General features: G+C 72.8%; 21 protein-coding genes. 17 read left to right on the forward strand and 4 right to left on the reverse strand.

The features are described 5' to 3' along the window. The first annotated feature begins 36 nt into the window (after window positions 1-36). Complete coding sequence (locus IG02_RS0108040; RefSeq protein ID WP_078854289.1) at window positions 37-2,385, forward strand: MMPL family transporter; 2,349 nt, start codon at window positions 37-39, stop codon at window positions 2,383-2,385. Continuing rightward, window positions 2,342-2,542, forward strand: coding sequence for an antitoxin (locus tag IG02_RS0108045; RefSeq protein ID WP_030743568.1), 201 nt, complete (start codon window positions 2,342-2,344; stop codon window positions 2,540-2,542). The genes IG02_RS0108040 and IG02_RS0108045 overlap by 44 nt, the downstream gene beginning before the upstream one ends. A gap of 93 nt (window positions 2,543-2,635) precedes the next feature. Here the strand turns inward: IG02_RS0108045 and IG02_RS0108050 are convergent, their stop codons facing one another. Next, window positions 2,636-3,367 (reverse strand): endonuclease, encoded by a 732-nt coding sequence (locus tag IG02_RS0108050; protein ID WP_234314657.1) that lies wholly within the window; start codon window positions 3,365-3,367, stop codon window positions 2,636-2,638. Between the two features lie 213 nt (window positions 3,368-3,580). On the opposite strand from IG02_RS0108050, the gene IG02_RS0108055 reads away from it, so the two are divergent. From IG02_RS0108055 to IG02_RS0108065, 3 genes are all read left to right on the forward strand, one after another. Then, the gene (locus IG02_RS0108055) at window positions 3,581-4,807 is read left to right on the forward strand and encodes an SGNH/GDSL hydrolase family protein (RefSeq protein WP_030743573.1); all 1,227 of its coding nucleotides are present in this window, start codon (window positions 3,581-3,583) and stop codon (window positions 4,805-4,807) included. A gap of 365 nt (window positions 4,808-5,172) precedes the next feature. Continuing rightward, a complete protein-coding gene (locus tag IG02_RS0108060) occupies window positions 5,173-5,664 on the forward strand; it encodes a DoxX family membrane protein (protein WP_051764703.1) in 492 nt (163 codons plus the stop codon). 64 nt (window positions 5,665-5,728) lie between these two features. Then, window positions 5,729-6,469 (forward strand): aspartate/glutamate racemase family protein, encoded by a 741-nt coding sequence (locus tag IG02_RS0108065; protein ID WP_234314658.1) that lies wholly within the window; start codon window positions 5,729-5,731, stop codon window positions 6,467-6,469. 345 nt (window positions 6,470-6,814) lie between these two features. On the opposite strand, the gene gndA is transcribed toward IG02_RS0108065, so the two are convergent. Next, window positions 6,815-8,254, reverse strand: a complete 1,440-nt coding sequence (gene gndA / locus IG02_RS0108070) for an NADP-dependent phosphogluconate dehydrogenase (RefSeq protein ID WP_030743579.1) — start codon at window positions 8,252-8,254, stop codon at window positions 6,815-6,817. Window positions 8,255-8,813: 559 nt separating this feature from the next. On the opposite strand from gndA, the gene IG02_RS0108075 reads away from it, so the two are divergent. From IG02_RS0108075 to IG02_RS0108105, 7 genes are all read left to right on the forward strand, one after another. After that, window positions 8,814-9,575: a DeoR/GlpR family DNA-binding transcription regulator gene (locus IG02_RS0108075; protein WP_030743581.1), complete on the forward strand. Its 762-nt coding sequence runs from the start codon at window positions 8,814-8,816 to the stop codon at window positions 9,573-9,575. A 179-nt stretch (window positions 9,576-9,754) separates the two neighbouring features. Then, the gene (locus tag IG02_RS0108080) at window positions 9,755-11,074 is read left to right on the forward strand and encodes an ABC transporter substrate-binding protein (RefSeq protein WP_234314659.1); all 1,320 of its coding nucleotides are present in this window, start codon (window positions 9,755-9,757) and stop codon (window positions 11,072-11,074) included. After that, window positions 11,071-12,054 carry a carbohydrate ABC transporter permease gene (locus IG02_RS0108085; protein WP_030743585.1) on the forward strand — a complete coding sequence of 328 codons (984 nt, stop codon included), beginning with the start codon at window positions 11,071-11,073 and terminating at the stop codon, window positions 12,052-12,054. Before IG02_RS0108080 ends, IG02_RS0108085 begins: the two co-directional genes overlap by 4 nt. Then, on the forward strand, window positions 12,051-12,968 hold the full coding sequence (locus IG02_RS0108090) for a carbohydrate ABC transporter permease (RefSeq protein ID WP_030743587.1): 918 nt from the start codon (window positions 12,051-12,053) through the stop codon (window positions 12,966-12,968). The genes IG02_RS0108085 and IG02_RS0108090 overlap by 4 nt, the downstream gene beginning before the upstream one ends. Continuing rightward, on the forward strand, window positions 12,968-13,957 hold the full coding sequence (locus tag IG02_RS0108095) for a zinc-dependent alcohol dehydrogenase family protein (RefSeq protein WP_030743589.1): 990 nt from the start codon (window positions 12,968-12,970) through the stop codon (window positions 13,955-13,957). Before IG02_RS0108090 ends, IG02_RS0108095 begins: the two co-directional genes overlap by 1 nt. Further along, window positions 13,954-14,925, forward strand: a complete 972-nt coding sequence (locus IG02_RS0108100; protein WP_234314660.1) for a carbohydrate kinase family protein — start codon at window positions 13,954-13,956, stop codon at window positions 14,923-14,925. The genes IG02_RS0108095 and IG02_RS0108100 overlap by 4 nt, the downstream gene beginning before the upstream one ends. Window positions 14,926-15,231: 306 nt before the next feature. Further along, entirely contained in the window at window positions 15,232-16,587 is a 1,356-nt protein-coding gene (locus IG02_RS0108105) for a transglycosylase family protein (protein WP_030743593.1), read from the forward strand. Here IG02_RS0108105 and IG02_RS0108110 read toward each other — a convergent pair. Together IG02_RS0108110 and IG02_RS0108115 are read right to left on the reverse strand one after the other, a co-directional pair. After that, the gene (locus IG02_RS0108110) at window positions 16,468-17,529 is read right to left on the reverse strand and encodes a DMT family transporter (protein WP_199813972.1); all 1,062 of its coding nucleotides are present in this window, start codon (window positions 17,527-17,529) and stop codon (window positions 16,468-16,470) included. The two genes, IG02_RS0108105 and IG02_RS0108110, sit on opposite strands and share 120 nt — an antisense overlap. 232 nt (window positions 17,530-17,761) lie before the next feature. After that, complete coding sequence (locus IG02_RS0108115) at window positions 17,762-18,808, reverse strand: LacI family DNA-binding transcriptional regulator (RefSeq protein ID WP_030743597.1); 1,047 nt, start codon at window positions 18,806-18,808, stop codon at window positions 17,762-17,764. A 202-nt stretch (window positions 18,809-19,010) separates the two neighbouring features. Here IG02_RS0108115 and IG02_RS0108120 point away from each other — a divergent pair, with 202 nt between their 5' ends. The 5 genes from IG02_RS0108120 to IG02_RS42075 all read left to right on the forward strand — a co-directional run bounded on the left by IG02_RS0108120 (window position 19,011) and on the right by IG02_RS42075 (window position 25,840). Beyond that, the gene (locus IG02_RS0108120) at window positions 19,011-21,608 is read left to right on the forward strand and encodes a glycoside hydrolase family 2 (protein ID WP_030743599.1); all 2,598 of its coding nucleotides are present in this window, start codon (window positions 19,011-19,013) and stop codon (window positions 21,606-21,608) included. A 227-nt stretch (window positions 21,609-21,835) separates the two neighbouring features. Further along, the gene (locus tag IG02_RS0108125; RefSeq protein ID WP_030743601.1) at window positions 21,836-22,756 is read left to right on the forward strand and encodes an NADP-dependent oxidoreductase; all 921 of its coding nucleotides are present in this window, start codon (window positions 21,836-21,838) and stop codon (window positions 22,754-22,756) included. A 245-nt stretch (window positions 22,757-23,001) separates the two neighbouring features. After that, window positions 23,002-23,730, forward strand: coding sequence for a GNAT family N-acetyltransferase (locus IG02_RS0108130; protein ID WP_030743603.1), 729 nt, complete (start codon window positions 23,002-23,004; stop codon window positions 23,728-23,730). Between the two features lie 218 nt (window positions 23,731-23,948). Next, window positions 23,949-25,445 carry an SDR family NAD(P)-dependent oxidoreductase gene (locus IG02_RS0108135; protein WP_030743605.1) on the forward strand — a complete coding sequence of 499 codons (1,497 nt, stop codon included), beginning with the start codon at window positions 23,949-23,951 and terminating at the stop codon, window positions 25,443-25,445. 224 nt (window positions 25,446-25,669) lie between these two features. Beyond that, complete coding sequence (locus tag IG02_RS42075) at window positions 25,670-25,840, forward strand: hypothetical protein (RefSeq protein WP_199813973.1); 171 nt, start codon at window positions 25,670-25,672, stop codon at window positions 25,838-25,840. Window positions 25,841-26,010: the final 170 nt, after the last annotated feature.

Genomic DNA, 26,010 nt, shown 5'->3' on the forward strand with positions numbered 1-26,010 from the left:
GGCGCGGTCGACGGCCACGCCCTCTGAGGGGAACGCATGAAAGCGCGGAGCGGCGGACACGGACACACGCCGGACGACAGGGCACCCGGCGGACCGCTCCAACGGCTGGGGGAGTGGTGCGCGCGTCACTTCGCCGTCGTCATCGTTCTCTGGCTGGTCGCCCTCGGCGGGCTGCACGCGCTCCAGAGCGTCTGCGGCGGCACCTACTCCGACAACTTCACGCTGCCGGGCACCCAGTCAGACACGGGCGCCCGGCTGCTCGCCGCGCACGCGCCGCAGGCCGCGGGCATCGCCGCCCAGGTCGTCCTGCACGACAGCCGGGGACCGCTCACCGACCGGCGGAGCGAGATCGAGGAGGCCGTCGGCGCACTGCAGAAGCTGCCGCACGTCCTCGGCGCCGAGAGCCCGCTGCCCGCGACACCGGCCGCGCCGCCCACCGGCGCGCTGACGCCCGACGGCAGGACCGGGTACATCACCGTACGGTTCGACACCCTTCCCACCGCACTGCCGAGCAGCTACCTGCACGGCGTGGACGCGGCGGTCGAGCCGCTGCGGGAGGCGGGCGTCCAGGTCGAGTACGGCGGTCCGCTCGGGGAACTCGCCCGGCCGGCCCCGTCCGACATGACCAGTGAGGCCATCGGCTTCGCGGTGGCCGTGCTCGTCCTGCTTCTCGGATTCGGCAGCGTCCTGGCCGCCGGGATCCCCTTGCTCACCGCCCTGGCCGGGGTGGTCGTCGGACTGGCCTGCCTGGGGCTGATCGCGGCGGCCACCACGTTCGCGAGCGTCTCGCCCACCCTCGCCACCATGATCGGTCTCGGCGTCGGCATCGACTACGCGCTCTTCCTGATCACCCGTCACCGGCAGCTGGTCATGGACGGAGCCGCCCCGGCGACGGCCGCGGGCCGGGCGGTGGCCACCAGCGGGCGGGCCGTCGTGGTCTCGGGCTGCACGGTCATCGTCGCCCTGGCCGGGCTGTACGTGTCCCAGGTCGGCTTCATCGGAAAGCTGGGGGTCGCGGCGGCCGTCACGGTCGTCACCGCCGTCCTCGGCGCGGTCACCCTGGTCCCCGCGCTGCTGGGGCTCGCGGGCCGCCGGATCGACCGCTACCGGCTGCGGCGGCCGGTGGCCGAAATGGCCCCGGCATCCGCCCCGCCCGGAGGGCCCGGTCCGGCCGGCACGCGTCCGGTCGTGCCCGCGAAGGCGCGGCGGCGCGGCGGCTGGACCGGCTACGCCCGGCAGGTGGAACGCCGCCCCTGGTGGTTCCTGGTCGGGGGCCTCGTCGTCCTGGTCGTGCTCGCGGTCCCCCTGTTCTCCATCCGCCTCGGCCACATCGACGACGGGGCCGACCCCACCAGCTTCACCGACCGGCGCGCCTACGACCTCATCGCCGCCGGCTTCGGACCGGGTGCCAACGGCCCGTTCACCCTGGTCGTCGACCAGAGCGCGGTGCCCGCGACGGACCGCGCCGCACTCGCGTCGAACCTGGCGAAGGCACTCACCGGTGTCCCGGGCGCCGCGCACGTCACACCGCTCCGGCCGACCACCGACGGCCGGCTGCTGACGGCCACCGCTCTCTCGCGCACCTCCCCGCAGTCGGCCGGTACGGCCCGCCTCTTCGACGACCTCAAGGACGACGCGCTGCCGCGCGGCGCGCGCTCCACGGCGGCCCGGACCTATGTGACGGGCCCGACCGCGGCCCAGGAGGACTTCAAGGCCATCCTGACCGCACGGCTGCCGATCATCATCGGGGTGGTCGTCGCCCTGGCCTTCGTCATCATCCTCGTCGTCTTCCGCGGCCCGCTCGTGGCGCTCAAGGCCGCCGTGCTCAACCTCCTGTCCATCGCCGCCTCGTACGGCGTGGTGGTGGCGGTCTTCCAGTGGGGCTGGGGCGGACCGGAGCTGGGCGTCAACGGGACGGTGCCGATCGAGAGCTACGTACCGATGATGATGTTCGCCATCGTCTTCGGCCTGAGCATGGACTACGAGGTGTTCCTGCTGGCCCGGGTGTACGAGGCGTGGCTGCGCACCCGTGACAGCCGGGGCAGTGTCGCGCACGGCCTTTCGATCACGGCCCGGGTCATCAGCTGTGCCGCGCTGATCATGGTCAGCGTCTTCGCCGCGTTCATCGTGAGCGACAACATCGTGGTCAAGATGCTGGGCCTCGGCCTGGCCGTCAGCGTGCTGGTCGACGCGACGGTCGTCCGGCTGCTGCTCGTACCGGCGGTCATGACCCTGCTCGGCCCGCGTGCCTGGTGGAGCGGTCCGCTCCCGGATGCGCGATCGCCGGTCAGCGGTGAAGGTGGAGGAGAGCGGGGGCCGAGGACCGAGCGAGGAGTGGGCCATGTCGATGCTCGACAAGCTGAAGGGCCTCATCAAGGGACATGAGGACACCGCGCGCCAAGGGGTGGAGAAGGCGGGCGACGCCGTCGACCGCAGGACCGGGAACAAGTACCGCGACCAGGTCGACACCGCGCAGCGGAAGCTGGACGAGCAGATCGGCACGCAGGAGCCGCCCTCGGACGACAGGCCGCCGCACGGCTGACGCGGCCCGCCCCGGGGTGACGTCCGGGCGGGGGCGCGGTGGTGCACCGTACGCCGAAGGGCGGTGCACCACCGCGCCCCCCGCCCGGACGCGTCAGCTCCTGCTCCGGCTCGTGCCGGACTTCCCCTTGCCGTCCTTGCCCGTCTTGCGGCCTCCGCCGCCACCTCCCTTGTCGCCCTTCGCCCGCTTCTCCTTGGCCCCCTTGTCAAGGGCCGCGCGTACCATCGCCGCGGCGAAGAGCGCCGGGTCGGTACCGGTGTCGCCCGCCAGCTCGGCCAGGACCTCGGTCCGGGTCGGCAGACCGCGCTTGCGTGCCCCTTGCAACGTCTTCTCGTCCAGGTACGGGGCGACTTCCGGCCAGATCCCCTGCACCTCGCGCAGGAAGATGTCCACGCCCACGGGGCCGAGCCCCGGCACCTCGCGCAGCAGCGACCGCATCGTGTCGATGTCGCCGTCCGCCGCCTCGCGGAGCCGGCGCAGATCGCCGTGGTACTTCTCCAGCAGCAGTTCGGCACCTCGGCCAAGCTGGGTGGAGGTGCGTTCGTCGTAGCGGCGGTAGCCGCCCACGCCCAGCGCGTCCACCCGCCGCTGCCAGCCGGCGTCGGCCATGCGCCGGGGCGTGCGGAACCCGGCCTCCGAGAGCGCCCGGGAACTCGCCACGGCGATGCCGCTGCTGATCCGAGCGCTCAACAAGCAGGCGAGCACGAGCAGTTGGTAGAGCGGCTGGGGAGTGTTCCGCAACGGGATGCGCGCCTCGTCGGCATACGTACGGCCATAGGCGTCGAGCAGGTCCCGCACGGCTTCCCGATCGCTGGTTCGCGGCACGGCGGTCCTCCTGTCCTCTTCTCCCTGTTTCTCCCTGTCGCTGTCTCCGCTTCTCCGTGCGACGGCCGTGGAGGGACGGCCCCGGCCGTCGTTCTCCCATTGTGACTCCGCGCCATGGCGGTCGCATTCCTTCGCGTATCGAACCGGAAGCCCCTTCCGCCCGTGCCATGAGTGGCATGTGCACGACCAACCGACGAGAGGCAGCAACCCGCGATGAACAGACCGGAGTTACCCCGCCGCTCCCGGCGGACCCTCGCCGTCCTCGCCCTCGCCCTCAGCACCGCCCTCGCGCTTCCGACCGCGTCGACCGCCGCCGGCCCCGCCGCTCCCACCACCACCGTGGTCACCTGGGGAGCGAGCGCCGACCGGCTGGACGCCTCGGTGCCCGACCGCACCCACCGGGTCGTCCTGCGCACCAGCGCGGGGGGCAGCGCCCTGCGCATCCGCCTGTCCAACGCCTTCGGCACCGAGCCGGTGACCTTCGGCCGGGCGTACGTGGGACTGCGGGACACGGGTGCGGCGCTGGTGCCCGGCACCAACCGCCCGCTGACCTTCCGCGGCGCCGCCTCGGTCACGGTCCCGCCCGGCGGCTCCGTGTACAGCGACCCGCTGCGCGGCACCGTACGTCCGCAGGCCGACCTGGCCGTGAGCGTGTACGTCCGGGACGCGTCCGGCACCGCGACCGGGCACCGGATGGGGCTGCAGACCTCCTACATCGCCCCGGCCGGTGAGCACGCGGCGGAGGAGTCCGGCACGGCCTACACCCAGCAGACCAGCTTCCGGTACTACCTCGACGCGGTGGTCGTCGACGCCCCGCGCGGCACCGGTGCCGTGGTGGCGTTCGGCGACTCGATCACCGACGGCGCCGTCACCACGGCGGACACCAACCGCCGCTGGCCCGACTTCCTCGCGAGGCGGCTGCTGGCCGACCGGCGCACCCCGCTCAAGGGCGTCGCCAACGAGGGCATCTCCGGCAACAAGGTGCTCTCGGACGGCGCGGGCGAGAGCGCGCTCAAGCGGCTGGACCGGGACGTCCTCTCCCAGCGCGGGTTGCGGACCGTGCTCCTGCTCGAAGGCGTCAACGACCTCAAGGCCACCCCGGCGCCGACGGCCGCCCAGCTGATCGCCGGCTACCAGGAGATCATTCGGCGCACGCACGCGGCCGGGGCCTGCGTGGTCGGGGCGACGGTGCTGCCCTACGAGGGCTGGCGCGAGTGGAACGAGGGCGGTGAGGCGATCCGGCAGGAGGTCAACGCGTTCATCCGGAACAGCGGCGCGTTCGACGCGGTGGTGGACTTCGACGCGGCCGTTCAGGACCCGGCGGCGCCGCGCAGAATGCTGCCCGCGTACGACAGCGGGGACCACCTGCACCCCAACGACGCCGGCATGGAAGTGATGGCGGGCGCGGTGGACTTGCGCGCCCTGCGCTGCGCGCGCTGAGCCGTCCGCGGCGGGTTCCCTCCCGTGCGTGTCGTCACGCCCTGGGCCGGGGAGGGGGCCCGCTCACCGCCCGACCACAACCCGGCCACGGAACGGCCCGTGCTCCCGCACGAACCGCACGACCCGCGGCGTCACGACCCGTACGGCCGAGCAACGCTGCCCTTTCACCCGCCGCGGCCCCGAGAGTGGAGGCGTGAGGGCGCGCCGACCCGCGCGCACCTGGCCCCGTACCCGTAGCCCAGGAGCCCGCCATGACCTGCCGCACCCGCCGCACCCGCCGGTCCTCCCGTATCCGCCGCGCTTGTCGCACCTGCCGCACGCACTCCGTCCGTCGCGATGCCGGGTTGCTCGCCCTCCGGCTCGGCATGGGCGGGGTGCTGGCCGCGCACGGCGCCCAGAAGCTGTTCGGCTGGTTCGGCGGCGGCGGGATCGGCGGGACCGCCCAGGCCATGGAGGCGATGGGCTTCCGGCCCGGCCGGCCGAGCGCCGTCGCCTCCGGGCTCGCGGAGGCGGGCGGCGGCACGCTGCTCGCGCTGGGGCTCGCCACCCCGGCCGCCGCGGCGGCGGTCGCCGGCAACATGGCCGCGGCGGTGTCGGTGCAGGCACCGAACGGCTTCTTCAGCCAGGAGGGCGGCTTCGAGTACCCGGCGCTCCTGGGCTGGGCGGCGTCCGGTGTCGGCCTGGCGGGGCCCGGCCGGCTGTCCCTGGACCATTTCACCGGCCACCGGTTCGACCGGCCGTGGATGGTGCCGGCCGCCCTCGCGGTGACCGGGGCCGCGACGGCCGTCGTCATCTGCCGGCGGGCCCGGGCCGTGGACGCCGAGCGGGAACAGGCCATGGCCACCGGCGAGCCCTGAGCGGAGGGGCGCTCGGAAGGGACGAAGAGGGGACCGGGACGACACCCTGGCTACGATCTCCGGCATGCTCGCCCTCCTGCACACCTCGCCGCTGCACGTCCCGGTCTTCGACGGTCTGCGCGACGCCGGCCATCCGGGCCTCGCGCTGCGCCACCTCGTGCACGAGGACCTGCTGGGCCGGGCCAGGTCAGCGGGACCGGACGCCGTGGCCGGGGCCGTCGGGGCGGTGCTCGCCCGCGCCGTCGCCGAGGGCGCCACCGCCGTGCTGTGCACCTGCTCCACCCTCGGTGCCGTCGCCGAGGCGGCCGGGCCCGCTCTCGGGGTGCCGGTGCTCCGGGTGGACCGGCCCATGGCGCGGGCGGCGGCGGCCGCCGGCCGGGTCGTCGTCATCGCCGCGCTGGAGAGCACACTGGAACCGACGGCCGCACTCGTCCGAGAAGAGGCGGCGGGGCGGCCCGTGGCACTCCGTACGGTGCTGGTGGCCGGGGCGTGGGAGCGCTTCGAGGCCGGTGACCGGGACGGCTTTCTGGACGCGGTGGCCACCGCCGTCGACGCGGTCACCGGAGCAGACGCGATCGTCCTGGCCCAGGCGTCGATGGCCGACGCGGCCGATCGCACCACCACCAGCGCGGTGGTCCTGGCCAGTCCCCGCTCCGGGCTGGCCGCCGCGGCGGCCCTCGGCCGAGGACGCCCCGCCGGCGGACACGTTCCGCGTGGCACCACGCGTGGAGTACACGCGCGGGGGCACGCGCACCGCGAGACATCGGTAACGCACGACACTGGTTCACCTGGAGGTCCGGCATGACCAGCCCGTACCCCGACCCCGTACCGCACCCCGATCCGGTACCGCCGTCCCCCACGCCGCCGCCCGGTCCGCCGGGGCCGACCCCTGGGCCGACACCGGGACCGGGGCCGTCGCCGACCCCGCCGGCCCCCGGCCCCGTCCCCACACCGGATCCGGTGCCGCACCCGCCGGGCCCCGACCCCGTGCCGGAGCCGGAGCCCTCGCCGGGACCCATCGGCCGGACCGGCCGGCCGAGGTGACCCGACCGGCTCGGCAGAGGCCCGCCCACCGGCCGGGCAGGGCAGGCTGACCTGCCTACCTGCCCCGGCCGGTGGCGGCGGCCGCGACCGGCCTGCGCCGGCGTTGTCAGCCCGCCACCTCGGAACGGTCGCCGCCCCAGAGGGTGTGGAAGGAGCCCTCGCGGTCCGTACGCCGGTAGGTGTGCGCCCCGAAGAAGTCGCGCTGTCCCTGGGTCAGCGCGGCCGGCAGCCGCCGTGCGCGCAGCGCGTCGTAGTAGGCGAGCGCCGCGGAGAAGCCCGGCGTGGGCACCCCTTGGCCCACGGCGGCGGCGATCACCGCGCGCCAGTCGTCCTGGGCCGCGCCGATCTCCTCGGCGAACTGCTTGTCCGACAGCAGGCTCGGCAGGTCGCGCCGCGCGTCGTACGCGGCGCGGATCCGGTCGAGGAACGCGGCACGGATGATGCACCCCGCCCGCCACAGCGAGGCCACCGAGCCGAGGTCGATGTCCCAGCCGTACTCCTCGCTGCCCGCCTGGATCTGGTGGAAGCCCTGCGTGTACGAGACGATCTTCGACGCGTACAGCGCCTGCTCCACCTGGTCCGCGAAGCGGGCCGCCTCGGCCTCGTCCAGCGGCGCCGCCGTCGGTCCCGGCAGGGACTGCGAGGCGTCGCGCAGCCCCGCGTGCCCGGACAGCGAGCGGGCGAAGACCGCCTCGGCGATACCGGAGACCGGCACACCGAGGTCGAGCGCGATCTGCACGGTCCAGCGGCCGGTGCCCTTCTGCTCCGCCTGGTCCGCCACGATGTCCACGAACGGCTTGCCGGTGTCCGCGTCCGTGTGGGCGAGCACCTCCGCCGTGATGTCGATCAGGTACGAGTCGAGCCGTCCGGTGTTCCAGGTCCGGAAGGTCTCCGCGATCTTCGCGGGGGAGTAGCCCGCGACCGACCGCAGCAGGTGGTAAGCCTCCGCGATCAGCTGCATGTCGGCGTACTCGATGCCGTTGTGGACCATCTTCACGAAGTGGCCCGCGCCGTCGGGCCCGATGTGCGCCACGCACGGCGTGCCGTCGTCCGCCTTCGCGGCGATCCGCTCCAGGAGCGGGCCCAGCGACGCGTACGACTCGGTGGAGCCGCCCGGCATGATGCTCGGCCCGTGCAGCGCCCCCTCCTCGCCGCCCGAGATGCCGACCCCGACGAAGTGGATGCCGCGCTCGCGCAGCTCCTTCTCCCGGCGCCGGGTGTCCGCGAAGTGCGCGTTGCCGCCGTCGATGATGACGTCGCCCTCCTCCAGCAGGGGGGCGAACTCCTCGATCACGGCGTCCGTCGCGGCGCCCGCCTTCACCATGATGACCAGCCGCCGCGGGCGCTCCAGCGCCGCGACGAACTCCTCCGCGGACTCGGCGGGGACGAAGGTGCCCTCGGCACCGAACTCGTCCACCAGGGCACGGGTCTTCGACACGGTGCGGTTGTGCAGCGCGACCGTGAGTCCGTTCCGGGCGAAGTTACGGGCGAGGTTGCGTCCCATCACCGCGAGCCCGGTGACGCCGATCTGGGCAGTACCACTCATGCGTGTGCTCCTGGTTGTCGGTGTTGCTGTTGGTGCTCGGCTTCGTCTGTCGCTTCTGTCGGGGTCGCCGTGCCCGTCCTGAAGCGATACGCGGTGACGAACACGGCTGTTCAGTCATCCTCAAGCTCCGGGGAAGGTTACGCATTCCTGGTCGGCCGCACCCTCTTCCGTCCGAAGTGTGAACCGTCCGCCGAGGCTTCGGTGAGCCGCCGCGAGCCGCTGTGATCGGGCCGCGCACCACCGGGCGTACCGGAGGCCGCCGGGGCCGGCGGCGCTCCGAATGCGGACAGGGGGAGCGCCGTACGGGCACCGGCAGACGGGAAAGCGCACTCCGCGCCGGGCGCCGAACGGGCGCGAAAGGTCCGTGAAGCGGGCTGTGACGCGGGCGACATTCCCCCTCTCATGGGTGCTGGCCTGCGGTGATAACAAATGCGAAACGGGCACATGCGGTCACATGTACTTCTGTGAAGGGCCTGGTCGCGGCCTGGGCCTTGCTTGTACAAACGACGCATGAGCCCGAACGGGTGCTGAGCCGCAGTGAGCAGGGAAGTGTGTGGTCGTGGACACCGACGAGCGTCGCCGAGAAATTCTGGAGATCGCCCGACGTGACGGGTCGGTGGAGGTCACCGCGTTGGCCGCCCGGCTCGCGGTGGCGAAGGAAACCATCCGGCGCGACCTCCACACCCTGGAGGAGCACGGACTGGTGCGGCGCACCCACGGCGGCGCCTATCCCGTGGAGAGCGCCGGGTTCGAGACGACGCTCGCCGCCCGGACCACCCGGCTCGTCCCTCAGAAGTCCCGGATAGCCGCCGCTGCCGCCGACCTCCTCGGGGACGCGGAGACGGTCTTCGTCGACGAGGGCTTCACTCCCCAGCTGGTGGCCGAGGCGCTGCCCAGGGACCGGCCGCTGACCGTGGTCACCGCGTCCCTCGCGGTGGCGACCGCGCTCGCCGACGCCGAGAAGTTCGCCGTGTTGCTGCTCGGCGGCCGGGTGCGCGGCTCCACCATGGCCACGGTCGACCACTGGACCACCCGCATGCTCGCCGACTTCGTCATCGACCTGGCGTACGTCGGCGCCAACGGCATCTCCCGCCAGTACGGCCTGACCACCCCCGACCCGGCCGTCAGTGAGGTGAAGGCGCAGGCCATGCGGAGCTCCCGGCGCAGGGTCTTCGCCGGGATACACACCAAGTTCGGCGCGGTGAGCTTCTGCCGCTTCGCCGAGGTGGCCGAGTTCGAGGCGATCGTGACCGACACGGGTCTGCCGTCGGCAGAGGCCCAGCGCTACTCCCTGCTGGGGCCGCACGTCATCCGTGTCTGAGCCACCCGCCTCCCACTCCGCCACCGCGAGACCTCCGGCCGGTTCGGCCCCTCGCCCGGCGGGTGCCGGGACGAAGACGTCCCCGAGCCCCTTGTTTTCCGTACCATCCCGCAACGAATTATCAGGAGAGAGATCTGATGCCCCTCCACCAACGACGACGACGTCGAATGTATGTGCGCATGGGCGTGGGCGTCGCCCTCACATCACTGCTCGCGGGATGCGCCGGCGCGGGGGGTGCGGCCTCCGGGGGGAGCGACACGATCAACGTGCTCATGGTGAACAACCCGCAGATGATCGAACTCCAGAAGCTGACCGCGAGTCACTTCACCAAGGAGACCGGCATCAAGGTCAACTTCACGGTGCTGCCGGAGAACGACGCCCGTGACAAGTTCACCCAGGACTTCGCCAACCAGGCGGGCCAGTACGACGTCGCCACCATGAGCAACTTCGAGACACCGTTCTTCGCGAAGAACGGCTGGCTGGAACCGCTCGACGGCCACCTCGCCAAGGACCCAGGATTCGACCAGGACGACATCCTGAAGCCGCTGCGCGAGTCCCTCACGGCCGAGGACGGCAAGGTGTACGCCGAACCCTTCTACGGTGAGTCGTCCTTCCTCATGTACCGCAAGGACGTCTTCGAGGCCAAGAACCTCACCATGCCCGAGAAGCCCACCTGGCAGCAGGTCGCCGACCTCGCCGCCAAGGCGGACGGCGCCGAACGCGGCATGCGGGGCATCTGCCTGCGCGGACTGCCCGGCTGGGGCGAGGTCATCGCCCCCCTGACCACCGTCGTCAACACCATGGGCGGCACCTGGTTCACCAAGGACTGGGAGGCCCAGCTCACCGGCCCGGGCTTCACCAAGGCCGCGAAGTTCTACGTCGACCTCGTCAGGAAGCACGGCGAGGCGGGCGCCTCCCAGGCCGGCTACGCCGAGTGCCTCAACAACATGACGCAGGGCAAGAGCGCCATGTGGTACGACGCCACCGCGGGCGCCGGCTCGCTGGAGGCCAAGGGCTCCCCGGTCAAGGGCAAGATCGGGTACGTGCCCGCGCCCGTGGAGCAGACCGACAGCTCGGGCTGGCTCTACACCTGGGCCTGGGGCATCCAGAAGTCCTCCCCGAAGACCGACAAGGCGTGGAAGTTCGTCTCCTGGGCGTCCAGCAAGGAGTACGAGAACCTCGTCGGCGAGACGAGCGGCTGGTCCAACGTGCCCGCCGGCAAGCGGGCCTCGACCTACGCCAACCCCGCCTACCTCAAGGAGGCGGCCGCCTTCGCCGAGGTCACCAAGCAGGCCATCGCCAGCGCGGACCCGCGCGACCCCGGCACCCAGCCCCGGCCCACGGTCGGTGTGCACTTCGTCGACATACCCGAGTTCACCGACCTCGGCACCAAGGTGTCGCAGGAGATCAGCGCGGCCATCGCGGGCAAGCAGTCCGTCGAAGAAGCGCTGAAGACCTCCCAGAAGCTCGCCGAGAAGGTGGGGGACAAGCAGCGATGAGCACCTCCGTCAGCACCGCACCATCCGCACCGGCCGGCGCGCCCGGCCCCGCGACGGCGCCGAAGGCGGCCCGTACGGCCTCCGACCGGGCGCGCGCCTGGGCCACCCGGGCCCCGCTCCTGCCCGCCCTCGTCTTCCTGGTCGCGGTCACCCAGCTGCCTTTCGTGGCGACCCTGGTGATCTCGCTCTTCGACTGGAACTCGCTCTCCCCCGACAACCGCCGCTTCGCCGGGCTCTCCAACTACGCGTCGGTCTTCACCGACGCGAGCCTGCGCGAATCGGTGTTCACCACCGTCCTGCTCACGGCCACCGTCGTGATCGTCAGCGTGGTCCTCGGCATGCTGCTGGCGCTGCTGCTGGACCGTTCGTTCATGGGCCGCGGCTTCGTCCGCACCCTGCTGATCACCCCGTTCCTGCTGGTGCCCGTCTCGGCGGCGCTGCTGTGGAAGCACGCCCTGTACAACCCCGAGTACGGCCTGCTCAACGGCGGCTGGGCCTGGTTCATGGGCCTCTTCGGAGTCTCCGAGCCCGCGCAGCCCGACTGGATCTCCGACATGCCGCTGCTGGCGGTCGAGACGGCCCTGATCTGGCAGTGGACCCCGTTCATGATGCTGATCCTGCTCGCCGGGCTGCAGAGCCGGCCCGCCGAGATCCTGGAGGCCGCGCGGCTGGACGGCGCGTCCCCCTGGCAGATGTTCCGCTACCTGACCCTGCCGCACCTGCGCCGCTACCTGGAACTGGGCATCCTGCTCGGGTCCATCTACATCGTGCAGAACTTCGACGCGGTGTTCACCCTCACCGCGGGCGGCCTCGGCACGGCGAATCTGCCGTACACCATCTACCAGACCTTCTACAAGGCTTACGAATACGGACTGGCCTCCGCCGCCGGCGTCGTCGTCGTGATCGGCACGATCGTGATCGCGACCTTCGCCCTGCGTGTGGTCTCGTCCCTCTTCAGCGAGGAGGCGAACCGCGCATGAGCACCCACTCCGTCGCGGACACCGCGAACACCGCGTCGACCACGGCCGCGCGGCCCCGTGTCGAGCACAAGTACGCCCCCGAGGCCCGGCGGTCCAGGCGGATCAACACCGGACTGGGCGTGCTGGCCTGGATCATCGGCATCGTCTTCTGCCTGCCGGCACTGTGGATGCTGCTCACCTCCTTCCACTCGGAGGCGGACGCCGCCACCAACCCGCCCTCGCTGGCGGCGAGCCTCACGCTCGACGGCTACCGGACCTTCTTCGGGGACGGCGGCGGCGCGAGCCCCTGGCCGCCGCTGCTCAACTCGCTGATGGCGTCGCTGTTCTCCACCGTCCTGGTGCTGCTGCTCGCGCTTCCGGCGGCGTACGCGCTGTCCATCCGGCGGGTGCGGAAGTGGACGGACGTGATGTTCTTCTTCCTGTCCACGAAGATGCTGCCCGTCGTCGCCGGCCTGCTGCCGGTGTACCTGTTCGCCAAGAACGTCGGGATGCTGGACAACATCTGGCTGCTCGTCATCCTCTACACCTCGATGAACCTGCCGATCGCGGTCTGGATGATGCAGTCCTTCCTCGCGGACGTGCCGGTCTCCATCATCGAGGCCGCCCAGGTGGACGGCGCCCGGCTGCCGACCGTCCTGGCCCGGGTCGTGGCACCGGTGGCCGCCCCGGGCATCGCGGCCACCTCGCTGATCTGCTTCATCTTCAGCTGGAACGAGCTGCTGTTCGCCCGCGTGCTGACCGGGGTGCGGGCCGAGACCGCCCCCGTGTACCTGATGAGCGTCGTGACCAGCCAGGGACTCTTCCTGGCCCAGCTGTGCGCGGCGTCCGTCATCGTGTCACTGCCGGTGCTCGCCGCCGGCTTCGCCGCCCAGGACAAGCTGGTCCAGGGCCTGTCTCTTGGAGCTGTTAAATAATGAGGGCAGCGATCATCGAAGCCCCCGGCCAGGTTTCCGTCACGACGGTTCCCGATCCCACCCCGGGCCCCCGTGACGTGGTCGTCTCCGTCGCCTCGTGCGGACTGTGCGGCACCGACCTGCACATCCTCCAGGGAGAGTTCGCGCCCACCCTGCCGATCGTGCCGGGTCACGAGTTCGCGGGAGAGATCGTCGGCATCGGCTCCGAGGTCACCGAGCTGTCCGTGGGCGACAAGGTCGCCGTGGACCCGTCCCTGCACTGCCACGAGTGCCGCTACTGCCGCGCCGGGCGGGGCAACCTGTGCGACCGCTGGAACGCCATCGGCGTCAGCAAGCCCGGCGGGGCCGCCGAGTTCGCGGTCGCGCCCGTGGCCAACTGCGTCAAGCTGCCCGACCACGTCGACGTCAGGGACGCGGCGCTGATCGAGCCGCTGTCCTGCGCGGTACGCGGCTACGACGTGCTCAGCTCGACGCTCGGCGCCGAGGTCCTCATCTACGGGTCCGGCACCATGGGCCTGATGATGCTGGAACTGGCCAAGCGCACCGGTGCCGCCTCCGTCGACGTCCTGGACGTCAACCCGGAGCGGCTGGCGACCGCCGACAAGCTCGGCTGCTCGCGGTCCGCCGCCGCGGCCGACGAGCTGGACCGGCCGCGCGGCTGGGACGTCGTGATCGACGCCACCGGCAACGCCCGCGCCATCCAGGACGGCCTCGGCCGGGTCGCCAAGGGCGGTACGTTCCTCCAGTTCGGCGTCTCGGACTACGCCACGACCGCCGTCATCGAGCCGTACCGCATCTACAACCAGGAGATCACGATCACCGGCTCCATGGCGGTGCTGCACAGCTACGAGCGCGCCGCCGCGCTCTTCGCCACCGGGGTGCTCGACCCGGCGGTCTTCATCAGCGACCGGCTGCCGCTGGAGGAGTACCCGCAGGCGCTGGAGCGGTTCAAGGCGGGCAAGGGCCGCAAGATCGTGGTGGAGCCGTGACACCGGAGTTCCCGGCGGGCCCCGGACCCGCCCCGGCCGGGCCCGCGGCCGGTTCCGGCGCGGTGCTGGTGATGGGCGAGGCGCTGATCGACCTCGTACCGTCACCGGCCGGGCCGGAGACCTACGCGGCCCAGCCCGGCGGCGCCCCCGCCAATGTCGCCGCCGGGCTGGCCCGGCTGGGCACCCCCAGCTGGTTCGCGGGCGCGCTCGGCGGCGACGGCTTCGCCCGGCTGATCGAGCGTCGGCTGGCCTCGGCGGGGACGGAACTGGGCCTCTGCGCCCGCTCGGAACTGCCCACCACGCTGGCGGTGGCCGACCCGGGGCCGGACGGCACCGGCTACCACTTCCACCTCGCGGACACGGCCACCTTCCGGCTGCCGGACCACTCCGCGCGGGTGGACCGGTTCGCCGCGGTGTACGTGGGCGGACTGGCCGCGGTCGTCGACCCGGCGGCCGAGGCGGTCGCCGCCACGGCCCGGGCGGGCGCCGCGCGGTCCCTGCTCGTGGTCGACCCCAACGTGCGCGAGGACCGCACGCTGGACCCGGTCGAGGGGCTGCGCCGGCTGCGCGAACTGTGCGCCCTGGCGCAGGTCGTCAAGGCCAGCGACGAGGACCTCGCGCGCCTGTGGCCCGACGCCGGGCCCGAGGAGACCTGCCGTCGGCTGGCCGAGGCGGGCACGCTCGTCGTGCTCACCCGGGGCGCCCGGGGGGCCACGGCCTACACCCGGGACGACGGGCCCGTGTCCGTACCGGCCGTGCCCGTCACGGTGGTCAACACCATCGGGGCGGGCGACGCCTTCACGGCGGGCGTCCTGCACTGGCTGCGTACCAGCGGCGCGCACGTCGAGGGCGGCGCGCTCCGCCTCGACCGGGAACAGGTGACGGCGATGCTCGGCTTCGCGGCGCAGGTGGCGGCGTCCGTCTGCGCCCAGAGCGGTACGGAGCCGTCCCTGCCCGCGCGTACCTGACCCGCCCCGCCCGGGGCTCCCCGAAACGCCGGAGCCACCGCCCTCCTCCCCCGAGGGGCGGTGGCTCCGGTCGCTGTCCCCCACGGTCGCCGACGGCCTGTCCGAAGCACCGAGGGTCGGCGACGGGGCGTCAACCCAGGGACGAAGAAGGCCAATTCGGCATTCGGCGGGACGCGGCGGGCGCCGGGGTGGCACGCTGAGTGCGCATCCGCGGCCGAAGCGTAGGCGAGACCTTGTCATGGTCCGTGCCCTGCCCGTAGGTTGGCCGCCTGCGACGTGTCCTACTGCCAGTGGGGGAGCGAAGTCATGGCCGCAACCGGTCGGCACCGCCGATACCAGCCGAGCCGTATCAACCGTGCGTCGCTGACCGTCACGGCCGGCGGCGCGGGCATGGCCCTGCCCCTGATCGCGGCGGGAGCGGCGCACGGGGCGTCGGTGGACGTGTGGGACAAGGTCGCGGCCTGCGAGTCGACCAACGACTGGAACATCAACACCGGCAACGGCTACTACGGCGGTCTCCAGTTCACCCGGTCCACGTGGGAGGCGTACGGCGGTACGGCCTACGCGCCGCGCGCCGACCTCGCCACCAAGGACCAGCAGATCGCCATAGCGGAGAAGGTTCTCAAGGGGCAGGGCCCCGGGGCCTGGCCCGCCTGCTCGGTCACCGCGGGGCTGGACGGCGGCGGTGCTGCCCCCGACATCGCCCCCGAGCGGTCGCCCGGCTCGTCGAACGCGCCCGAGGCCGAGACCGCCGCCCGCAGCGGGCCCATCGGCGCCGCGAGCGCGGCACAGGCCCATGCGGAGCAGACCCGGGCGGAGAAGCTGGCGCGGGCCGAGAAGAAGAAGGCCGCGTCCCCCACCCATGTGCCGACCCGGCGCGAGGGCTACACCGTGGCACACGGGGACTCGCTGTCCGGGATCGCCGCCGACGAGGCCGTCAAGGGCGGCTGGCAGCGGCTGTACGAGAACAACCGCCGGGTCATCGGCAGCGACCCGGACCTGATCTTCCCGGGCCAGAAACTGGTCCTGCACGTCCCGGCGGGGCAGCAGGGCAAGGCGGCGCCCACCAGGGGATCCGCCCCGGCGCCCGCGAAGCCCACCGAGCCGCCGCGAGCCGAGAAGCAGCAGGCCAAGGCCCCCGCCCGGACCGAGAAGCCCAAGGCCGAGAAGCCGAAGAAGGAGAAGCCGAAGGCCGAGAAGACCGAGCGGCCCCAGGAGAAGCGGGAGGCGCCGAAGGCGCGGACCGAGGCGCCCAGGGCGGCCGGCCTCACCGCCCCGGTCGCCGCCTCCACCGGCACCCCCTACCGCAAGCCCGGCTCCTGGGCCAGCGGCTACCACACCGGCATCGACTTCCCCGTCCCCACCGGCACCTCCGTCAAGGCCGTCGCCGCCGGGCACGTCGTCTCGGCCGGCTGGGGCGGGGCGTACGGCTACCAGGTCGTCATCCGGCACTCGGACGGCAAGTACAGCCAGTACGCGCACCTGTCCGCGCTGAACGTGCGCGAGGGCCAGCAGGTCAGCAGCGGTCAGCGGATCGCCAGGTCAGGATCCACCGGCAACAGCACGGGCCCGCACCTCCACTTCGAGATGCGCACGGGGCCGGGGTACGGAAGCGATATCGACCCCCTCGCCTACCTGCGCGCGGGCGGCGTCCGCCTCTGACGGCTCACGGCGGCCCGCCCCCGAGGACACACGTGGGCCGCCGAGGCCCGCCGCCCCGGGCAAAGCGCCTTCCACCGCGGGCCGCGGGAGGGATGACACCGACCTGCCCTCCGGGGGCAGGCCCCTGCGCGCGGTGGTGAGCAGGATCAGGCCGGCCGCGGCGACCACACCCGAGCCCAGCGCCAGCACCGTCCCCGGCACCCCGTACCGGAACGACTCGCCGAACAGCGTCAGCCCCACGGCCGCCGCCACCACCGGGTTGACGACCGTGACCGTCGCCAGCGGCGCGGCCAGCCCGGCGCCCCGGTACGACGCCTGGGAGAGCAGCAGCCCGGCCGTCGCCAGCACCGCGATCACGGCCAGACTCGGCAGGCGCCCGGCGGGGTCGTCCCAGAACGGGCCCAGGGCGACGCTCTTGACGAACACGGACGCGATCCCGAACGCGACCCCGGCCGCGCCCGCCAGCAGCACGCTCCGTACGACGGGCCGGCCCACCAACTGAGCGGCCAGGAAGACCAGACCCACCGCGCCGATCGTCACGGCCGCCAGGACCGGCCGCTGCGCCGCGTCCGGCGCGCGGGTGTCGGCGCCCCCGGTCAGGGCCAGCAGGCCCGCCAGCCCCACGGTCGCCATGACCGCGCCCCGCCAGGCCGCGCGCCCGGCCCGGCGGCCCACGAACAGCGCCGCGAGGGGCAGCGCGAAGACGATGGTGAGCGCTCCCAGCGGCTGTACGAGGCTGAGCGGCCCGTACACCAGCGCGACCACGTGCAGCACCGCGCCCAGCCCGTTCAGCGCCACGGCCGCCCACCATGCCCTGTGGCGCACGGGGGCGTACGGCCGGTCCGGGGCGGCCGTCGCGACGCGCTCCTGGAGGATGGCTCCGGAGGCGTAGGCGACCGCGGAGAGGAGACACAACAGGACGGACAGGGCCAGAGCACTCATGTAATCCACGATCCCTCGTCCGGGCGCTCGCGTCGTCGTTCCGGAGAGGTCACTTCCGCGCACTGCGGACGATGTACGGCGTGCTCATGGCGTACTCCCGCAGATGGGCGCGGGGCATCCTCCGGGAGCGGCGATTTCCGGACATGGGCTGGACGGGCACAAGCCCGACGGGCGCAGGCCCCAGGGACGCAGTTGCGCGAACACGGGCTCCGGGGACACGAGCGGCCCGCGGTCACCCGCCGCCGCGGGTGCTCTCCCGTTCTACCAGCCGGAACGAGACACGCAGTTCCCGCCCCCGGCCGGCCCCGTCCCGGGCCCCGGCGGCCTCGGGCGCCGTGCCCCCGGCCCGCAGCCGCTCCACGACGGAGGCCACCGCGAGCCGCGCGATGGCGCGTTTGTCGGGCGAGATCGTGGTCAGGCTCACCGTGCCGTAGCGGCCCTCGGTGACGTCGTCGAACCCCACCACCGCCACGTCCCGCGGTACCCGCAGCCCCTGCTCGGCCAGTACCCGCATCGCGCCGATGGCGATCAGGTCGTTGTACGCGAAGACGGCGTCCGGCCGTTCGCCCGAGTCCAGCAGCCGTGCCATCGCCGTCGCGCCGTCCGCGTGGCCCCAGCCGCCCGTCGGGGCCACCAGGGTGTCGGGGGCCGGCAGCCCGGCCGCCGTCAGCTCCGTGCGCCAGCCGCGCAGCCGAAGGTGCGAGGGCTCGTTGATCCGGTCGGTCCGGGCCCCCAGGAAGGCGATCCTGGACCGGCCGAGGTCGAGCAGGTGGCGGACCGCCGTCCGCGCCGCCGCGACGTTGTCGATCGCGATGTGGTCGTAGGGCAGGTCGTAGGCGCGCTCGCCGAGCAGCACGAGGGGAGCGTCCTGGTCCCGGCCGCGCAGGTCCTCCGCCTCCAGCTCGATGGGGCTCAGGATCAGCCCGTCGATCACCTGTGCCCGGAACCCCTGGCTGACCAGGATCTCCCGCTCGCGGCTGCCCCCGGTGTGGTCGAGCAGCACGGTGTACTCGTGCGCGGCGGCGGCGTCGATCACCGCGCCCGCCAGCTCCGCGAAGTAGGGATTGCCCAGCTCGGGCACCGCCAGCGCGATGATGCCCGTACGCCCCTTGCGCAAGTGCCGTGCCGTCAGGTTCGGCCGGTAGCCCAGTTCGTCGATCGCCCGCCGAACCCGCTCCCGCATCGCCGGGGTGACGTGCCGGTAGTTGTTGACCACGTTCGACACCGTCTTGATCGAGACGCCCGCGCGTTCCGCGACGTCCTTGAGACTGACGGTCACCGGCCATTCCCTCCCGAGGCGGCCCGCGGCCCCTCGTGTCCCGTTCGTACCACGTCCTGCGCGAGCCCTGACCTGTCATGGCTTGTCATGTACCTGGACAGCGGGCGGAGCGGCGTGCTGTCATGCCAACTGCCGTTTCTTCCAACGTTGTACATACCGTCGCAGCGAGCCGCCACCCTCACCTCAGCACCGAGGAGGATATGTGCGCATCCGAAGAAAGATCGCTCTCCTGCTGGCCGCCGTCCTGGGCGCCGCGGGCCCGACCGCGGTCCCGGCCGTGTCGGCCGCCGTGGACGACGGCGCCGCCGAAGTCCGTGGCCTCAAGGGCGAGTACTACACGCAGTCCGCCCCCGGGGCCTTCGACTTCCATGAGCTCAAGGCCACCACCTTCGATCCCGCCCTCGACTTCGACAACCTGGAACCACGGCTGGCGGCAGCCACCGGACAGGCCGACGACGTCACCGCGCGCTGGACCGGCAAGATAGTGCCGGAGAGCACCGGCGCGCACACCTTTTCCATCATCGGCGACAACGGCTTCCGGCTCTGGGTCGACGGCCGGCTCGTCATCGACCACTGGGTGGACGACTGGGACAAGGAACAGACCGCCCAGCCCGTCGAACTCACCGCCGGCCGCGCCTACGACATCAAGGTCGAGTACTTCGAGCACTACGGCGGCTCCAACCTGCACCTGAGGTGGACCGAGCCCGGCGGCACCAAGGAGCCCGTGCCCTCCTCCGCGTTCCGGCTGCCCGACGGCTTCGCCTACGACGGCGCCATCGCCGCCACCGTCCTGCCCGACGGCCGCACCCTGCGGCTGGACTTCGCCCAGAAGCTGGCAGCGCCCCCGGCCCGGCTCGCCTCCCACGTCGACGCGGTCATCGGCGGCGCGGCCTGGCCGCTCGGCACCGTGCGGAAGGACCCGCGTGACGACCGCCGGCTGCTCGTGCGGCTCAAGGAGCCCGTCGTCGGCAAGGGCGGCACGGCCGAGGTGCGCTACGACGGAGCCGGCGGCCTCACCTCTCAGGGGAGCGAGCCGGTCGGCGCCTTCTGGAGCAGTGGACCCAACACGTCCGAGTACGACCTGAGCACTCCCTGGGCCAAGGACGTGTCGCCCGGCAACGCCCTCCCCGAGTACCCCCGGCCGCAGCTGACCCGGGACGCCTGGCGGAACCTCAACGGCCAGTGGGAGTTCGCCGCCGCCGACGAGGGCGACCTCCCGCCCGTCGGCACGAAGCTCCGCGAGAAGATCCTCGTCCCGTATCCGGTCGAGTCGCGGCTCTCCGGGATCGAGCGGCACGAGGACCGGATGTGGTACCGGCGCACCTTCACCGTCCCGCCCCAGTGGCAGGTCGGCGCCAAGGGCGGCAAGCGGCTCAAGCTCAACTTCGACGCCGTCGACTGGCGGGCCGAGGTGTACGTCAACGGTACCAAGGTCACCGAGCACAAGGGCGGTTACGACCGTTTCAGCGCCGATGTCACCGACGCGCTCGAGCCCGGCCGCACCCAGGAGCTGATCGTCGGTGTCTACGACCCCACCGACGCGGCGGACGGCGAGAACCCGCCGATCGGCAAGCAGCGTCTGGACCCGAGCGGCATCTGGTACACCCCGTCCTCCGGCATCTGGCAGACGGTGTGGATGGAGCCGGTCGCGGCCGACCACCTGGACTCGCTGAAGCTGACCCCGGACGTCGCGGGCGAGAGGCTCGACGTCGAGGTGCGCGGCATACGGGACGGGCTGCCGGTCACGGCCACCGCGTACGACGGCAAGCGCGAGGTCGGCACCGTCACCGGCCGCAGCGGCGCGAAGCTGAGCGTGCCGGTCCGTGACCCCCGCCTGTGGTCACCGGACGACCCCCACCTGTACCGGCTGGAGGTCACCGCGGGCAAGGACCGCGTCGGCAGCTACTTCGGCATGCGCTCCATCGCCGTGAAGACGGTCGACGGAGCCCCCCGCACGGTGCTCAACGGCAAGCCCACCTTCCTGATGGCCACACTCGACCAGGGCTTCTGGCCCGACGGGCTGCACACCGCGCCGACCGACGAGGCGCTGGCGTTCGACCTCAAGAAGCACAAGGAACTCGGCTTCAACTCGGTGCGCAAGCACATCAAGGTCGAGCCCGACCGCTGGTTCTACTGGGCCGACCGGTTGGGGCTGCTGGTGTGGCAGGACATGCCGGCCATGAACACGATCAACCCGAACGCGGCCTCCCGTGCCCAGTACGAGCACGAGATGAAGCGGATGATCGACCAGCACAGCAGCAGCCCGTCGGTGATCATGTGGGTCACCTTCAACGAGGGCTGGGGCCAGTACGACCAGGCGCGGGTCGCCGACCAGGCCAAGTCCTGGGACCCGACCCGGCTGGTCAACAACATGAGCGGGCTGAACTGCTGTGGCGCCGTCGACGGCGGGAACGGGGACATCGCCGACGCGCACGGCTACCCGGCCGCCCAACTGCCGCGCCCCGACGGCAAACGGGCCCTGGTCAGCGGTGAGTACGGCGGCCTCGGGCTGGCCGTGCCGGGCCACGCCTGGCCCGTACAGCACACCTACGTGGGCGTCGACCAGGCGAAGTACACCGACGAGTACCTGGCCCAGCTGGCCCATGTGCGCGAGCTCACCTGCCAGGGGAGCAACGGCGCGGTGTACACCCAGATCACCGATGTGGAAGGTGAGCTCAACGGGCTGCTCACCTACGACCGCAAGAAGATGAAGCCCGACGTCGAGCGCCTCAAAGCGGCCCACGAGGCGCTGATCGCCGAGGCGGCCGACCCGGCGTCGATGGAGTGCGGCACCTCCTGACCGGCGCCGTTTCCCGGACGCTTTTTCGCAGGCCCGGACCGCCCCGCTCGCGGCGGGGACGGTCCGGGCCCTCCGGGCGTCCGGGCCTGGAGCGGACGGACCGGCGCCGGGCCGCGGTGCTCGGCACCGGGCGGTGCGCTCCTGGGCCCGGGGGCGGTCGGCCGCCCGCCGCGGGGACCGCTTACAGTGCCGCCAGGCGCACCGAACGGCGAGGAGAGCGAGCACGCATGTCCAGGGCGTACGTCTTCACCCGGCACGGCGGACCCGAGACGGAGTCGTTCATCGACCGGCCGCCGCCGAGCCCCGGACCCGGACAGCTCCTCGTAGCCGTGCGCGCCGCGGGCGTCAACCCCGTCGACTGGAAACTGCGCTCGGGCTACCGCAGGCCGGGCTCCCCGCCCGCCGAACTGCCCGAGGTACTGGGCAGCGAGGCCGCCGGTGTGGTCGTGGCGACCGGCCCCGACGTCGAGGGCTTCGCCGTCGGCGACGCGGTGTTCGGGTCCACGCTCACCGGCGGTTACGCGGAACACACCCTGCTGCCCGTCGCGGTCGCCGCGCACAAGCCCGCGGCGCTGTCCTTCACGGACGCGGCGGCGCTCCCGGTCGCGGCGGCCACCGCGTTCGACGCGGTCGACCAGCTCGGCCTGGAGCGCGGCGCGACCCTGCTGATCACCGGAGCCGGCGGCGGAGTGGGCGTCGCGGCGGCCCAGATCGCGCGCGGCCGGGGCATCCGTGTCCTCGGGACGGCGAGCACCGCCAAGAGGGAGTTCGTGGAGTCCCTCGGGGCGGTGCACCTCGCTCCGGGGCCGGACCTCGCCGAGCGCGTGCGCGCCGCCGCTCCCGACGGGGTCGACGCCGTGCTGGACCTGGTCGGCGGCGCCGTGCTGCGGGCCGCGGCCGGACTGCTCACGGACCGTACGAGGCTGGTCAGCGCCGCCGACAAGGGCACGGTGTCCGAGCTGGGCGGCGCGCCGGTCGTACGGCTGCGGACGGCCGCCGTCCTCGACGAGGTCGCGCGGCTGGTGCTGGACGGCACCCTGGATCCCCACGTGACCAGGATCTTTCCGCTGGAGCGGGCGGGCGAGGCGCTGCGGGCCGTGGAGAGCGGGCATGCGCAGGGCAAGATCGTGATCGAGGTCGCGGCATGACCCTCGGACCCGGAGTCCCGGACGCGCGCACCCGCCGTGTCCCTGTGCCGCGCGTCCGGGAAGAGCGTTCCGGCGAGGGACCGGCCGACGACGGGTCGGGCCACGACGGACCGCCCCGCGGCGGGGTGCCCCAGGATGGACCGGCCCGCGACGGGGCGACTGACGACGGACCGGCCCGCGCCGCCCGTGGCCGCGCGTCCGAGGAGACGACCGCCACGGCCACGGCCGACGGTCGCGGGACCGTCGTGAACGCGCCCGGCAGCCGCGGGCCCGGGGACACCCCCGTACGCCCGCACCCACTGGACCACCCCGTGCGGGCCGCGCTCACCGGGCCGCACGCCGGCTTCGCCCGGCGGCGCGGCCGGGTGCTGCGCTACCCGGCGGACGTGTCGCCCTGGCTGGCGCTGCCCGAGGACGCCACCGACGAGGACTGGGCCGACGCCGCCGCGCTCGCCGGGCCCGGCGGTTCCCTCGTGCTGATGGGGCACCGGTCCCCGCCGCCCGACAGCTGGGAGACCACCTTCTACGCCGACGGCGTGCAACTCGTCGGCCCAGGGACCCCGGGGACGGTGACCGCGCGGGACGAAGAGACCGTACGCCTCGGCCCCGCCGACGTACCGGAGATCCTGGACCTGGTCGAACGCACCAGGCCGGGCCCGTTCCTGCCCCGGACCATCGAACTCGGCACCTACCTGGGCATCCGCCGCCACGGCGCGCTCGTGGCGATGGCGGGGGAGCGGCTGCGCGCGACGGGCTGGTGCGAGATCAGCGCCGTCTGCACCGCGCCGGAACACCGGGGCCAGGGGCTCGCCGCCCGGCTGGTCCTGGCCGTCTGCGACGGCATCAGGGACCGGGGCGAGACACCGTTCCTGCACGCCGCCACCGACAACACGAACGCCGTCAGGCTGTACGAGTCGCTGGGCTTCCGGCTGCGTACGACGACGTGCTTCCTCGGCGTCCGGGCCCCTGGCTGAGTCTTCTTCCGGGCCCCCGTAGCCACCGGGATCGCGCCGCGGGGCCGGGGCCGGCCCCGCGGCCGGATAAGATAGTGGCATTTTGTTGCCCTCCCCGGCGTGTCGGTACGTGTCCGGCCTGCTCCGGCCCGCCCCGGCCCGCGGGGGACGCGGCGACAGCCGGCAGGGAAACCCGGCCGGGGCTCTGGCGTACGAGTGATCGAGGAACAGCGACAGCGATGACGGTGACAGAGGACGGACCCGTGTCCGGCACGGGACCGGCGCACGACGAGACCCCGGAAACCGCCTTCGGTCCCGGCATCGATCCCGAACGCATGGCCGTCTGCCTGAGCGTGCTCGACGAGCTCGACCGGCTGGAGGTCGACCACCCCGACGCCATCGCCGTCCGGCGCGCCACCGCCGGCGTCTACCGGACCGTCAAGCAGCGCCGCCGCCAGGAGCGCAGGGCCGCCAAGACCGCCCATGACAAGGCCGTCACCGAGGCCACCGCCACCGGCTCCGCGGAACGCATCGACGACGAGACCCAGGGGCTGCTGCCCTCCTCCTCGGCGGCCGGGGAGATCGCGGGCATCCTCCAGCGCCCCCGGTCCTGCTACATCTGCAAGACCCGCTACGTCGAGGTCGACGCCTTCTACCACCAGCTGTGCCCGTCGTGTGCCACCGAGAACCGGGCCCGCCGCGACGCCCGTACGGACCTGACGGGCCGGCGCGCGCTGCTCACCGGCGGCCGGGCCAAGATCGGCATGTACATCGCGCTGCGGCTGTTGCGCGACGGCGCCCACACCACCATCACCACCCGCTTCCCCAGCGACGCGATACGGCGCTTCAAGGCGATGCCCGACAGCGCCGACTGGATCCACCGCCTCAAGATCATCGGTATCGACCTGCGGGACCCGGCGCAGGTCGTCGCGCTCGCGGACTCCGTCGCGGCCGAGGGCCCGCTGGACATCCTGATCAACAACGCGGCGCAGACGGTCCGCAGGTCCCCGCAGGCGTACAGCGAGCTCGTCGCCGCCGAGGCCGCGCCCCTGCCGGCCGGTGAACTCCCTTCCTCCGAGGTCATCGGCGCGTTCGGCAGCGGCGCGGCGGCGGTGCTGCCCGCCGCCCGCACCGAGGCCCTGAGCGCCTCCGACGTCACGGACCTCGCGCTCGTCGGCGGATCCGCCACGCTCGCCAGGATCGAGGCGGGCACGGCGATCGACGCGGGCGGTCTCGTACCGGACCTGCACGACACCAACAGCTGGGTGCAGACGGTCTCCGAGGTCGACCCGGTCGAACTGCTCGAAGTGCAGCTGTGCAACTCCACCGCGCCGTTCATTCTCATCAGCAGGCTCCGGCCGGCGATGCGGGCCGCCCGGGCGGAGCGCGCCTACGTCGTGAACGTCTCCGCGATGGAGGGCGTCTTCAGCCGCGGCTACAAGGGCGCGGGCCATCCGCACACCAACATGGCCAAGGCGGCGCTCAACATGCTGACCCGCACCAGCGCCCAGGAGATGTTCGAATCGGACCGCATCCTGATGACCGCCGTCGACACCGGCTGGATCACCGACGAGCGTCCGCATCCGGACAAAATGCGGCTGGCCGAGGAGGGGTTCCACGCCCCGCTCGATCTCGTCGACGGAGCCGCCCGCGTGTACGACCCGATCGTACGGGGCGAGAGTGGTGAGGACCTGTACGGCTGCTTCCTCAAGGACTACGCACCCGCCAACTGGTAGTCGGCCGGATGGCCGGAACATCACCCGAATACCGGCACTGTCGAGCGGTATGACGCTCGTTTGGTTACTCTTGTGCGCACGAACGGCCCGGCGGGGGTACACCATCCTCCGCGGCCGAACTGGGACAGGCCCGCCATCACCGGCCGCGATCCCGTTCCTGGAAACGGCGCCACCGCGACGGAGCTGCCCCTGTACCAGAGTTGCGCGACACAGAGGAGTGCGCGGTGACACCAGACGTGACGGAGTACGAGAGCCGGACGGCCGATCCCGGCGAGTCGAAGCGAACGCCGGAGAAGCTGGGCAATCTCGAAGTGTGGGCCAGATCGGCCCCGATCAGGCTGGCGGGTTACGAGGACGACCTCGCGGAGCCGCACATCCTGCCCGGTATCGACTGACACCGGCGCCCCGACGCCCGCCGGCCCCGGGGGCGGGCGACCCGTCCGACCCGATGATGTCCGGCTCCCGCCCCGGCGGAAGACCTTGACGTCCCGCACCTCGCGACCGCGAGGTGCGGGACGTTTTCGCGTGCCCGGCACATGCCGGACGCGCCCGGCGCGCCCGACGT

It is taken from the genome of Streptomyces sp. NRRL F-5135, from assembly GCF_000719775.1.
GTDB lineage: Bacteria > Actinomycetota > Actinomycetes > Streptomycetales > Streptomycetaceae > Streptomyces > Streptomyces hebeiensis.